The sequence below is a fragment of the Vibrio sp. nBUS_14 genome (assembly GCF_051201655.1).
In the GTDB taxonomy this organism is placed as follows: domain Bacteria; phylum Pseudomonadota; class Gammaproteobacteria; order Enterobacterales; family Vibrionaceae; genus Vibrio.
In genome coordinates this window covers 1-13,439 of sequence record NZ_CP179208.1, presented here as the reverse complement: position 1 = coordinate 13,439, position 13,439 = coordinate 1, and the positions used below count along the sequence as shown (strand labels likewise).

Annotated in this window: 10 protein-coding genes and 2 pseudogenes; 4 read left to right on the top strand and 8 right to left on the bottom strand. The window is 42.5% G+C overall.

What is annotated here, in order from left to right; all coding sequences use genetic code 11:
- Positions 1–84 precede the first annotated feature (84 nt).
- The 4 genes and pseudogenes from ACMAZD_RS25710 to ACMAZD_RS25695 form a co-directional block, all read right to left on the bottom strand.
- The gene (locus tag ACMAZD_RS25710) at positions 85–1,242 is read right to left on the bottom strand and encodes an HlyD family efflux transporter periplasmic adaptor subunit (protein WP_435250609.1); all 1,158 of its coding nucleotides are present in this window, start codon (positions 1,240–1,242) and stop codon (positions 85–87) included.
- Positions 1,229–3,349, bottom strand: coding sequence for an ATP-binding cassette domain-containing protein (locus ACMAZD_RS25705; protein WP_435250608.1), 2,121 nt, complete (start codon positions 3,347–3,349; stop codon positions 1,229–1,231). The genes ACMAZD_RS25710 and ACMAZD_RS25705 overlap by 14 nt, the downstream gene beginning before the upstream one ends.
- 187 nt (positions 3,350–3,536) lie before the next feature.
- Positions 3,537–3,764, bottom strand: a pseudogene (locus tag ACMAZD_RS25700) (IS66 family transposase); the annotation flags it as partial.
- 63 nt (positions 3,765–3,827) lie between these two features.
- Positions 3,828–3,989, bottom strand: a pseudogene (locus ACMAZD_RS25695) (IS5/IS1182 family transposase); the annotation flags it as partial.
- Positions 3,990–4,318: 329 nt separating this feature from the next.
- On the opposite strand from ACMAZD_RS25695, the gene ACMAZD_RS25690 reads away from it, so the two are divergent.
- Positions 4,319–5,512, top strand: coding sequence for an IS91 family transposase (locus ACMAZD_RS25690; protein ID WP_435247073.1), 1,194 nt, complete (start codon positions 4,319–4,321; stop codon positions 5,510–5,512).
- A 134-nt stretch (positions 5,513–5,646) separates the two neighbouring features.
- Here the strand turns inward: ACMAZD_RS25690 and ACMAZD_RS25685 are convergent, their stop codons facing one another.
- Entirely contained in the window at positions 5,647–6,057 is a 411-nt protein-coding gene (locus tag ACMAZD_RS25685) for a DNA methyltransferase (protein WP_435250607.1), read from the bottom strand.
- 124 nt (positions 6,058–6,181) lie between these two features.
- Here ACMAZD_RS25685 and ACMAZD_RS25680 point away from each other — a divergent pair, with 124 nt between their 5' ends.
- The 3 genes from ACMAZD_RS25680 (at position 6,182) to ACMAZD_RS25670 (ending at position 8,897) form a co-directional block, all read left to right on the top strand.
- Positions 6,182–7,375 carry an IS91 family transposase gene (locus ACMAZD_RS25680; RefSeq protein WP_435247018.1) on the top strand — a complete coding sequence of 398 codons (1,194 nt, stop codon included), beginning with the start codon at positions 6,182–6,184 and terminating at the stop codon, positions 7,373–7,375.
- Between the two features lie 149 nt (positions 7,376–7,524).
- Complete coding sequence (locus ACMAZD_RS25675; RefSeq protein ID WP_435250606.1) at positions 7,525–7,674, top strand: DUF4113 domain-containing protein; 150 nt, start codon at positions 7,525–7,527, stop codon at positions 7,672–7,674.
- 377 nt (positions 7,675–8,051) lie between these two features.
- Positions 8,052–8,897, top strand: coding sequence for a RepB family plasmid replication initiator protein (locus ACMAZD_RS25670; protein WP_435250605.1), 846 nt, complete (start codon positions 8,052–8,054; stop codon positions 8,895–8,897).
- 346 nt (positions 8,898–9,243) lie between these two features.
- Here the strand turns inward: ACMAZD_RS25670 and ACMAZD_RS25665 are convergent, their stop codons facing one another.
- From ACMAZD_RS25665 to ACMAZD_RS25655, 3 genes are all read right to left on the bottom strand, one after another.
- Positions 9,244–10,437: an IS91 family transposase gene (locus ACMAZD_RS25665; RefSeq protein WP_435247018.1), complete on the bottom strand. Its 1,194-nt coding sequence runs from the start codon at positions 10,435–10,437 to the stop codon at positions 9,244–9,246.
- Positions 10,438–10,697: 260 nt separating this feature from the next.
- Positions 10,698–11,891, bottom strand: coding sequence for an IS91 family transposase (locus ACMAZD_RS25660; protein ID WP_435247018.1), 1,194 nt, complete (start codon positions 11,889–11,891; stop codon positions 10,698–10,700).
- Between the two features lie 260 nt (positions 11,892–12,151).
- Positions 12,152–13,345, bottom strand: coding sequence for an IS91 family transposase (locus tag ACMAZD_RS25655; RefSeq protein ID WP_435247018.1), 1,194 nt, complete (start codon positions 13,343–13,345; stop codon positions 12,152–12,154).
- Positions 13,346–13,439: the final 94 nt, after the last annotated feature.

Genomic DNA, 13,439 nt, shown 5'->3' with positions numbered 1-13,439 from the left:
GAATGGCTCCGCAACGTCTTTATCAGAATTTACGACAAGACTCTTGTTCCACAAGAGTTTTTCATGCTCTTGCCCTTCGTGTCCTTACTTTTCGCCCAAAGCGCCAGAGAAAGCCCTTACAATAGGCTTTGTAATATACGAAAGCACTGTTCTTTCGCCAGTAATTACATCTATAGATGCTCCCATTCCTGGTTTTAGTTTAATATCAGAAAACTTAGAAAGCGAATTTTTATGTTCTTTATCTATAAGAACATGAACAGTATAATATGACTCTAACTTACCATCAATACTTTCTGTTAAAGTATCTGAACTAATATAGTTAAGTTTACCTAACAAACTTCCATAGATAACGAAATCAAAAGCACTAAGTTTTATATTAACTCGTTGCCCTTTCTTAATATTTCCGATATCCATTGGTCTTATCTTAGCTTCTATAAAAATATCATCATTTGTAGGAGATAATTGCATAAGCTCATCTCCTGGTCGTAAAACACCTCCTATCGTAGTTACTGAAATGAAATTAACAATCCCTTCAACGGGTGATAATACATTAGTATGATTTAATATATCCTCTCTTTCGTAAAGCTTATGTCTCTCTATTTCTATTTTTGACTCAATTTCCGCAGCACTATTATAAGAATCATCAAAATATTTGTTTTTTACATTTTTTATTTTACCTTTTAAATCTATTACCTGCCTTCTTGTTCTCATCACCTCTAAATGACTAATATCGCCACTCGATAGTAGATTCTGGTTCATAACTAACTCTTTCTCTGCTATAAAAAGAAGTTCTTTTAGGTGGTTAATTTCATCATCTAGACTCTTTTTTTTCTGTTCATATAATTTATATTGAGATTTAATTAAATCATCATAACCTTCAAAATCATCACCATATTCAAGATGAGTTCCAGAAATTTCGGAGCGATATCGCTTGAGCTGTATTTTCAAAGAATGTAGTCTTGATAAGCTCTCTTCATAAAGTGCTTTAGCCCTTTCTTTCTCTAGCGTAGCCAATAATTGCCCTTTTTTGACGTAACTACCTTCTTTCACTAATAACTTGACTAATACCCCACCATCAGCAACTTGAATTATTTGATTTCTATCACTCGAAATTATTACACCGCTACTCCTTACTGTTTGATCTATTTTGAAAAAAAATGACCATAAAAAAAACAAAAAAAGGAAGATGAAAAGCATAAATACCCAAATTTCAATTGATGTTCTCTTATTATGCCAAACCATTACTTTCTCCTTTATTGTCTGAATTTAATTTTTTTATAACAGCGTCGCGATCTCCATCTAATACAACTTTGTTGTTGACCAATACAATAATCCTATCGACCAAATCTAACATATCATACTTATGTGTCACAAGAATCATTGTATGTTCTTTTTTAATTTCAGAGCGTAAAGCTTGTTTAACTCTAGCCTCTAATGCACCATCCATAGAAGATGTAGGTTCATCAAGTAACCATACTGAAGGGGACCTTAGAAATATTCTAGTAAGATTTATAAGTTGTCGCTGTCCTCCGGAAAGCCCTCTACCGCCTTCTGATACTTCCATCTCAAGGCCTTTCGGATGCTTGGACAGTAAGGAGGATGAAAGCCCTGTTAACTTTGCTACATTTAATATTGTGGAATCTCCGGGATCTTGAATTCCTAAAAGAAGATTTTCTCTCACCGTACCAGCGAAAAGCCGACTATCTTGCATAACAAAACCAATATGTTTAGACAAAGGAACTTTAGATATATAGTTAATGTCAACATCATCAATTAATACTCGACCAGAGGTTGGTTTGTAGATTCCTGAAAGTAGTCGTAGGAAAGTTGTTTTTCCAGAACCTATAGGTCCTAGTATTGCTACTTTTTCTCCTGAATTTATTTTTAATTGATCTACTTGTATTGATAACATGTCGCTGTAAGAGTGCTTTACACCTTCTAAATAATAGTCACCTGATATATTTTCTAATGCAATAGGCTGATTTTGACCGTGATGATCACATTCTAATGCCCAAAGTTCGTCTAAACCTTTTAAAGCTGCTTTACTGTGAGACCATTGAACCATTAAGGAAGGGACTGCTGATAAAGGTTGAAATATCCTTCCTGATAATATCGTGCAGGCAATTATCCCCCCCATAGTTAAACCACCCTGTTGAACTAAAAGAGCTCCTCCTGCTACTAGCGATATGTATGAGCAATGCTGAAACAATGCTGAAATATTTGAAGTTCGGTCGCTTATTAAGCGAATTGTTGACTCGTCATCTCTGGCTTGATTTGATAGGTTCGTCCACTTTGAGAGCATCCTCCACCCGGCTTGACCAGATTTTATACTCTCAGCACCTTCTATTGATTCAACTAGCAAACCCATTTTGAGATTAGTTGCATTGGTAAGGTCAGAAGATATTTTATCTGTCTTTCTTTTACAAATTAACCCAAAAGATAATGTCAGAATTAAAAAAAACAGTGGAATTAAAACCAAAAAACCTGATATATAAAATATCACAGATAAGAACAAAATAGAAAAAGGTATATCTACAAAAGCTCTTTGAATCATATTTGATAAAAGGTTTCTAACAATTTCATAACCCTTAATCTGGGATGAAAGAGTACCCAAAGAGCAAGGTAATTGATCTAGCCTTATTTGCAGAAGCCGATAAAACACTGAGCGACTTATTTTTTTGTCAGCTTTATTTATTATTTTATCTGAAACATGAAGTCGCAGTGACTTAGAAATAAACTCATAAACAATAGCCAAAAAAACACCAACACTGAGAACAAAAAGGGTCTGATTAGCTCCAGTTGGTAAAACTCTATCATACACTTGCATTGTGTAAAAGGAAACTCCCAACGCTACAAAATTAATAACGATACCAACAACTATCAAGCTGAAAATAAGGTTGGACTCATTTAAAAAAGCTTTTTTTATTAGCGTAAATGATTCGCTTTTGTTTTTTTCTGATGATGTATAAAAAGAAGGAGAATAAAACAACAAATCTGAAGACTTATTAATCACTTCTTCTTCCCATCGCCCATTATGAGGTGACCACTTTTTAGTTATTAAATTCCCGTCAGAATCAGTACCAAATATAACACCGCATGAAATAGAGTTGGTTTTACCATCTTGTTGAGGTTTAAAGTAAATAATTGGAAGAACTTCTGGCGTAAAGTCCTCTCTCCATTCAGAAGACTTAATGTTAATATAACTCTCTATTTTTTTTATTCTTTCTTTAATATTTCCTTTAGACTTTGACTCCTCAACTGCCTCTTTAAGGAGAACATGTTCTATGTGAGATTGATTCAATGTTGAAATATATGAAATACTATGGAAAAGCTGAGTTTCATTTAACATAAGAGCCCTTTAATATTTTGTATATTTTAAATGATTACATATTATGAAATTAGATTTATTTTACATTTAACCAGTAATTTTAGTATAGCTACTAACCTTAGATTTGCTTTGTTTAATTTTTCCCTTAAAAATCAAACGTAACCGTTCACCGAGGCAGCTTGACTTTTTATGACTAAGAGGATCGATACTACAGATTAAAGACGTTTGGGTACCGTTTCTTTTCAACGACTGACGTGATGATCTCACTCAACACTGACATTGCTGATAGACCCCGATTTTTGCAGGTTTCGACAAGTGTATGGATGCGACTACGGAATTTATCGCCTGCATCCGAGGCCGTTCCGAAGCTGATTTTCCTTTGAGTGACAAAGCCTCTAATACATCGCTCAGCTTCATTATTGGTTAAGGGGATTGAGGTTTTTTTGGGCTTTGTTGCGTAATTCAGTTTAGAGACAGAGCCACCCGTTTCGTGTGTTTCTTAGTCAATACGACAAGTTTCAGGCATACCTAACCCAGTAAGCTTGTTTAACGCTTTTATCATCGCGTAAGTTTCACCCACCTGGGCATTGTAATTTCTTAAACTTAAACGACCATCAAGCAGCTGTTTGATTCGATACATCGCGGTTTCTGAGAGTGAACGAATCCCCTCATAATTAGGCATAAAAACAATGAGGTAGACGCGCATCGCCGTCTTTGATCTAATGAATATCGCTGAACACACATTTCGAACCGGCGACGGTGTCGCCTGAGCGGCCTACGGCCGAAAACAAAGAGACTCAACCGACTAGGGTGCTTTACATGGATCGTTTATCCTATAGGTCATGCATCCGAATAAGCCCATCAAACAACTCTTCAATGCCAACGATACTTGGCTGAACCGGCGACGGTGTCGCCTGAGCGGCCTACGGCCGAAAACAAAGAGACTCAACCTACTAGGGTGCTTTACATGGATCGTTTATCCTATAGGTCATGCATCCGAATAAGCCCATCAAACAACTCTTCAATGCCAACGATACTTGGCTGAACTACCTCAATAAGTACCGAGAAACCCTCCGAACCGTCGTCATTGAAAACGTCACCAAGATGCTCGCTTGCAGTACCGCTGCTTTTGGCTCTAAAGAGTATCGATGCACTCATGCTGACTGCACCCATCACAAATACATTCACCAGACGTGTAAATCTCGCTTTTGCAGCAGTTGTGGCATAAAAGCCACAGAGCGGTGGATACGAAAGCAACAACATGTCTTTCCTGAGTGTGAGTATCAACACGTTACGTTGACGCTACCACACACGTTGTGGCCCATCTTTCGGGATAATCGTTTTCTTCTCAATCATCTCTTTAGCTGCGCAGCCAAAATCTTCTTAGGATGGGCAAAGCAACTCGATATCGATATTGGCGTGTTCTGTGCACTTCATACCTACGGCAGAAAGCTGAATTGGAATGTGCACATCCATTTGTCTGTCACCCGTGGGGGTTTATGTAAGAAGACTGGTCTATGGAAGCCGATTTTCTTTAAAGCTAAGACCACTGAGAAGTGTTGGCGCGGTGCCATCACTCAACTTCTCAGCTCCAATTACTCAGAGTTAGACTTGAGTGGAGAGGACTGCCCTTTCATTCGTAATGAGCAAGATTGGTCCCGATTTTTAACCAGCCAATATTGCCGACGATGGAAACTGCACTTTGCTAAGAAAACGGCCAATGTGACCCCCACCATGACCTACATGGGTCGATACCTAAAGCGGCCACCGATATCGGCGTCTAGGTTACGACATGATTTCCAAGGAGGATTAGTGACATTTGATTATCTTAATCATAGGAATGGTCAGACGGAATCCCTCATTTTGAGTCCAGAAGCTCTGATAGAACGCATGATTGAGCATATTCCAGATAAGCACTTCAAAATGATTCGATACTTCGGTTTTCTATCAAACCGACGTCGTGGTGAGATGCTCCCTAAGGTCTACGGTGCCTTGGGTGTCGCACCTAAAGACGCACCTGAAATGCCCGGTTACGCAGCTATGCTGAAAGGGTATGTGAAGGTTGATCCGTTTGAGTGCATTCTTTGTGGGCACCGTTTAACGTTTCTTCGCTTTAGGGCTGGGGAGCCGCTGTCAGAGCTGGTCCACCATGCTCTGGTTCAAGCCCAAATCAGGTCAATTTAGGCGTTTCACAGGATGGGTGTATCTGAAATAGCGAAAACAGCATGAAAGTGTTCAACAAACATCCGTGTTTAGATTGTAGAGCAGAAGTTAGGTCTGTCCGGGACTCATTCTGACGTGAGTTATGCCGCGATTGTTCAGGTCAGGAAACATTGAGATTCCTTACCTTCAAGTCTTTGCTTGGTTATTTCAAATACGGTTTTATAACCAGCTTTATATGCGTTACTTTCTTCATCTGTCAACTCAGGAAGCTGAATTGAAATCGTTTTTCTTGATGAATTTTCAGTACAATTAAGCTCCATTGCAGAGTGAGCTGTGGTACCTGAACCAGAAAAAAAGTCCATTATAAGACTATCTTTTTCATCACAAGCTACTGAAATTAAGTGTTTCAACAAAGAAAGAGGCTTAGGATATGAAAATGGAATATCAAACTCTTTACTTAATTGCGCCCCCATGCTCTGTGTATTCCCCATATTCATAAGGAGGCTAACAACATGACTCTGTATAGATCTTTCTTTTACGCTTTCAATTGCCCCATTTTCTGTCAACCAATAATCTGTAAACTGACCTTTTGTATGAACCGGCGACGGTGTCGCCTGAGCGGCCTACGGCCGAAAACAAAGAGACTCAACCGACTAGGGTGCTTTACATGGATCGTTTATCCTATAGGTCATGCATCCGAATAAGCCCATCAAACAACTCTTCAATGCCAACGATACTTGGCTGAACTACCTCAATAAGTACCGAGAAACCCTCCGAACCGTCGTCATTGAAAACGTCACCAAGATGCTCGCTTGCAGTACCGCTGCTTTTGGCTCTAAAGAGTATCGATGCACTCATGCTGACTGCACCCATCACAAATACATTCACCAGACGTGTAAATCTCGCTTTTGCAGCAGTTGTGGCATAAAAGCCACAGAGCGGTGGATACGAAAGCAACAACATGTCTTTCCTGAGTGTGAGTATCAACACGTTACGTTGACGCTACCACACACGTTGTGGCCCATCTTTCGGGATAATCGTTTTCTTCTCAATCATCTCTTTAGCTGCGCAGCCAAAATCTTCTTAGGATGGGCAAAGCAACTCGATATCGATATTGGCGTGTTCTGTGCACTTCATACCTACGGCAGAAAGCTGAATTGGAATGTGCACATCCATTTGTCTGTCACCCGTGGGGGTTTATGTAAGAAGACTGGTCTATGGAAGCCGATTTTCTTTAAAGCTAAGACCACTGAGAAGTGTTGGCGCGGTGCCATCACTCAACTTCTCAGCTCCAATTACTCAGAGTTAGACTTGAGTGGAGAGGACTGCCCTTTCATTCGTAATGAGCAAGATTGGTCCCGATTTTTAACCAGCCAATATTGCCGTCGATGGAAGCTGCACTTTGCAAAGAAAACAGCCAACGTGACGCCAACCATGACTTACCTGGGTCGATACCTAAAACGGCCACCGATATCGGCGTCGCGTTTACGACATAACTTCCAGGGAGGCTTGGTGACGTTTGATTACCTCAACCATAGGAATGGTCGAACGGAATCCCTCATTTTGAGTCCAGAAGCTCTGATAGAACGCATGATTGAGCATATTCCAGATAAGCACTTCAAAATGATTCGATACTTCGGTTTTCTATCAAACCGACGTCGTGGTGAGATGCTCCCTAAGGTCTACGGTGCCTTGGGTGTCGCACCTAAAGACGCACCTGAAATGCCCGGTTACGCAGCTATGCTGAAAGGGTATGTGAAGGTTGATCCGTTTGAGTGCATTCTTTGTGGGCACCGTTTAACGTTTCTTCGCTTTAGGGCTGGGGAGCCGCTGTCAGAGCTGGTCCACCATGCTCTGGTTCAAGCCCAAATCAGGTCAATTTAGGCGTTTCACAGGATGGGTGTATCTGAAATAGCGAAAACAGCATGAAAGTGTTCAACAAACATCCGTGTTTAGATTGTAGAGCAGAAGTTAGGTCTGTCCGGGACTCATTCTGACGTGAGTTATGCCGCGATTGTTCAGGTCAGGAAACATTGAGATTCCTTACCTTGAACGTTAAATTTGGACGTGATGCTGTTTTTCTTGCAGCTCAAGGAACTACGCAACATTGGCAAATGAGTAGAGAATTTCTGTCACCTCAATACACAACAAAACTAAAAGACCTTCCACAAATATTGTGTTGATTCTGTATTCTAGATTTGTGTGTGGTCAACTTTCGTGAGGTACGAGCGAATAGTTGTCCATCGCCCAAATCCGACACAGGAACGCCAAAGCGTTCCCCGTCAGCTTTTGCTTTATAAATCAAAGTTATCCACTTATCCACAGGACTAATTATCCTAAACTGAACCTAATATGAACCTAATAGATCCTAAATGATCCTTAGTAGCTCTGAAGCCTTTCCAGAACTGGCTTCATCAAGGTTTGGGGTGTAGCGTAAACTGTGATTGGTGTAGCATAAACCGTAAAGGGTGTAGCCTTTACTGTAGACGGTGTAGCGTAGACTGTGTATGGTGTAGCATGTACTGCAAAGCATGTTAGTAACTAATTTTGGATATTATCTATGGAAAACAAACTCTTATCGGTGATTAGTGATGGACTAGTAATATCTGATACACATTCTATTCAGCCTAACATATTAATTCGTACAGCCCTTTTCACCCCAATTGCTAAGAACAGCAACAAGAGTGATGATCTTACCGTCGTAAAGCATAATGTAAGCGACGAATTTCGGGACATATCCTTATATAAGCGTGAAGGATATGAATACGCTTCGCTCAAAGGTGAAAGGCTTAATGTACGGACTGACTTTAAGGTTTGGTGTGGGGTTGTTTTTGCTTTCTCAAAGTATGGGTATGACTCCGACAGAATAACAATGAAGCTCTCTGAATTTACAAAGTTTTGTGGGTTTAGTACTCAGATGTTAAATACGAAGTTCCGCAAGCGAATAAAAGACTCTCTAGAGAGGATTCAAAGCCAAAAGATAAGCATGGCCACCAAAGATGGCTCTAAAGCAACTTCAACTTCATTGCTTAAGAAATTTGTTTATGACATCGACACAGACACGATCATATTGGAAGGTGATCCAGATTTATGGGAGCTTTACCGTATTGATAGACAAATATTAATTAGCATGCGAACGCTGTCATCGATACCAAGGGCGGAAACTGCTCAGTGCTTATACTTGTTTTTTGCTTGTCTTCCTGAAGATCCCTTTCCCGTATCGCTCAGTCGTATGAGGGATCGCCTTGCCCTAAACATGAGTACAAAAGAAGCAAATAGGGCGATTAAAAACGCAATAAAACGCTTGGAATCAATTGGTTATTTGCATGGGCAAGTAACGACCTGGCATGGTGAGTGGGCCTATAAGATCACTAAACGCAACAAAGCTTTACCTGAGATTAAGTAACCCCCCCTACTTGATCTATATTGCAGTAATGGCTACCTGGTGTAACCATTACTGTAATATAGACTGTTGTGAGTGTATCCCAAACTGCAACTCACTATCTGGCTTTTCTTCAAAGGTGTAGCGTTTACTGCCCGCACGATCCTGTTTGCATTCTAAAGGTGTAGCCTGTGCTGCTTCTCGAAGGTAAGGAATCTCAATGTTTCCTGACCTGAACAATCGCGGCATAACTCACGTCAGAATGAGTCCCGGACAGACCTAACTTCTGCTCTACAATCTAAACACGGATGTTTGTTGAACACTTTCATGCTGTTTTCGCTATTTCAGATACACCCATCCTGTGAAACGCCTAAATTGACCTGATTTGGGCTTGAACCAGAGCATGGTGGACCAGCTCTGACAGCGGCTCCCCAGCCCTAAAGCGAAGAAACGTTAAACGGTGCCCACAAAGAATGCACTCAAACGGATCAACCTTCACATACCCTTTCAGCATAGCTGCGTAACCGGGCATTTCAGGTGCGTCTTTAGGTGCGACACCCAAGGCACCGTAGACCTTAGGGAGCATCTCACCACGACGTCGGTTTGATAGAAAACCGAAGTATCGAATCATTTTGAAGTGCTTATCTGGAATATGCTCAATCATGCGTTCTATCAGAGCTTCTGGACTCAAAATGAGGGATTCCGTTCGACCATTCCTATGGTTGAGGTAATCAAACGTCACCAAGCCTCCCTGGAAGTTATGTCGTAAACGCGACGCCGATATCGGTGGCCGTTTTAGGTATCGACCCAGGTAAGTCATGGTTGGCGTCACGTTGGCTGTTTTCTTTGCAAAGTGCAGCTTCCATCGACGGCAATATTGGCTGGTTAAAAATCGGGACCAATCTTGCTCATTACGAATGAAAGGGCAGTCCTCTCCACTCAAGTCTAACTCTGAGTAATTGGAGCTGAGAAGTTGAGTGATGGCACCGCGCCAACACTTCTCAGTGGTCTTAGCTTTAAAGAAAATCGGCTTCCATAGACCAGTCTTCTTACATAAACCCCCACGGGTGACAGACAAATGGATGTGCACATTCCAATTCAGCTTTCTGCCGTAGGTATGAAGTGCACAGAACACGCCAATATCGATATCGAGTTGCTTTGCCCATCCTAAGAAGATTTTGGCTGCGCAGCTAAAGAGATGATTGAGAAGAAAACGATTATCCCGAAAGATGGGCCACAGCGTGTGAGGTAGCGTCAACGTAACGTGTTGATACTCACACTCAGGAAAGACATGTTGTTGCTTTCGTATCCACCGCTCTGTGGCTTTTATGCCACAACTGCTGCAAAAGCGAGATTTACACGTCTGGTGAATGTATTTGTGATGGGTGCAGTCAGCATGAGTGCATCGATACTCTTTAGAGCCAAAAGCAGCGGTACTGCAAGCGAGCATCTTGGTGACGTTTTCAATGACGACGGTTCGGAGGGTTTCTCGGTACTTATTGAGGTAGTTCAGCCAAGTATCGTTGGCATTGAAGAGTTGTTTGATGGGCTTATTCGGATGCATGACCTATAGGATAAACGATCCATGTAAAGCACCCTAGTCGGTTGAGTCTCTTTGTTTTCGGCCGTAGGCCGCTCAGGCGACACCGTCGCCGGTTCAGGTAAGGAATCTCAATGTTTCCTGACCTGAACAATCGCGGCATAACTCACGTCAGAATGAGTCCCGGACAGACCTAACTTCTGCTCTACAATCTAAACACGGATGTTTGTTGAACACTTTCATGCTGTTTTCGCTATTTCAGATACACCCATCCTGTGAAACGCCTAAATTGACCTGATTTGGGCTTGAACCAGAGCATGGTGGACCAGCTCTGACAGCGGCTCCCCAGCCCTAAAGCGAAGAAACGTTAAACGGTGCCCACAAAGAATGCACTCAAACGGATCAACCTTCACATACCCTTTCAGCATAGCTGCGTAACCGGGCATTTCAGGTGCGTCTTTAGGAGCGACACCCAAGGCACCGTAGACCTTAGGGAGCATCTCACCACGACGTCGGTTTGATAGAAAACCGAAGTATCGAATCATTTTGAAGTGCTTATCTGGAATATGCTCAATCATGCGTTCTATCAGAGCTTCTGGACTCAAAATGAGGGATTCCGTTCGACCATTCCTATGGTTGAGGTAATCAAACGTCACCAAGCCTCCCTGGAAGTTATGTCGTAAACGCGACGCCGATATCGGTGGCCGTTTTAGGTATCGACCCAGGTAAGTCATGGTTGGCGTCACGTTGGCTGTTTTCTTTGCAAAGTGCAGCTTCCATCGACGGCAATATTGGCTGGTTAAAAATCGGGACCAATCTTGCTCATTACGAATGAAAGGGCAGTCCTCTCCACTCAAGTCTAACTCTGAGTAATTGGAGCTGAGAAGTTGAGTGATGGCACCGCGCCAACACTTCTCAGTGGTCTTAGCTTTAAAGAAAATCGGCTTCCATAGACCAGTCTTCTTACATAAACCCCCACGGGTGACAGACAAATGGATGTGCACATTCCAATTCAGCTTTCTGCCGTAGGTATGAAGTGCACAGAACACGCCAATATCGATATCGAGTTGCTTTGCCCATCCTAAGAAGATTTTGGCTGCGCAGCTAAAGAGATGATTGAGAAGAAAACGATTATCCCGAAAGATGGGCCACAACGTGTGTGGTAGCGTCAACGTAACGTGTTGATACTCACACTCAGGAAAGACATGTTGTTGCTTTCGTATCCACCGCTCTGTGGCTTTTATGCCACAACTGCTGCAAAAGCGAGATTTACACGTCTGGTGAATGTATTTGTGATGGGTGCAGTCAGCATGAGTGCATCGATACTCTTTAGAGCCAAAAGCAGCGGTACTGCAAGCGAGCATCTTGGTGACGTTTTCAATGACGACGGTTCGGAGGGTTTCTCGGTACTTATTGAGGTAGTTCAGCCAAGTATCGTTGGCATTGAAGAGTTGTTTGATGGGCTTATTCGGATGCATGACCTATAGGATAAACGATCCATGTAAAGCACCCTAGTAGGTTGAGTCTCTTTGTTTTCGGCCGTAGGCCGCTCAGGCGACACCGTCGCCGGTTCAGGTAAGGAATCTCAATGTTTCCTGACCTGAACAATCGCGGCATAACTCACGTCAGAATGAGTCCCGGACAGACCTAACTTCTGCTCTACAATCTAAACACGGATGTTTGTTGAACACTTTCATGCTGTTTTCGCTATTTCAGATACACCCATCCTGTGAAACGCCTAAATTGACCTGATTTGGGCTTGAACCAGAGCATGGTGGACCAGCTCTGACAGCGGCTCCCCAGCCCTAAAGCGAAGAAACGTTAAACGGTGCCCACAAAGAATGCACTCAAACGGATCAACCTTCACATACCCTTTCAGCATAGCTGCGTAACCGGGCATTTCAGGTGCGTCTTTAGGTGCGACACCCAAGGCACCGTAGACCTTAGGGAGCATCTCACCACGACGTCGGTTTGATAGAAAACCGAAGTATCGAATCATTTTGAAGTGCTTATCTGGAATATGCTCAATCATGCGTTCTATCAGAGCTTCTGGACTCAAAATGAGGGATTCCGTTCGACCATTCCTATGGTTGAGGTAATCAAACGTCACCAAGCCTCCCTGGAAGTTATGTCGTAAACGCGACGCCGATATCGGTGGCCGTTTTAGGTATCGACCCAGGTAAGTCATGGTTGGCGTCACGTTGGCTGTTTTCTTTGCAAAGTGCAGCTTCCATCGACGGCAATATTGGCTGGTTAAAAATCGGGACCAATCTTGCTCATTACGAATGAAAGGGCAGTCCTCTCCACTCAAGTCTAACTCTGAGTAATTGGAGCTGAGAAGTTGAGTGATGGCACCGCGCCAACACTTCTCAGTGGTCTTAGCTTTAAAGAAAATCGGCTTCCATAGACCAGTCTTCTTACATAAACCCCCACGGGTGACAGACAAATGGATGTGCACATTCCAATTCAGCTTTCTGCCGTAGGTATGAAGTGCACAGAACACGCCAATATCGATATCGAGTTGCTTTGCCCATCCTAAGAAGATTTTGGCTGCGCAGCTAAAGAGATGATTGAGAAGAAAACGATTATCCCGAAAGATGGGCCACAACGTGTGTGGTAGCGTCAACGTAACGTGTTGATACTCACACTCAGGAAAGACATGTTGTTGCTTTCGTATCCACCGCTCTGTGGCTTTTATGCCACAACTGCTGCAAAAGCGAGATTTACACGTCTGGTGAATGTATTTGTGATGGGTGCAGTCAGCATGAGTGCATCGATACTCTTTAGAGCCAAAAGCAGCGGTACTGCAAGCGAGCATCTTGGTGACGTTTTCAATGACGACGGTTCGGAGGGTTTCTCGGTACTTATTGAGGTAGTTCAGCCAAGTATCGTTGGCATTGAAGAGTTGTTTGATGGGCTTATTCGGATGCATGACCTATAGGATAAACGATCCATGTAAAGCACCCTAGTCGGTTGAGTCTCTTTGTTTTCGGCCGTAGGCCGCTCAGGCGACACCGTCGCCGGTT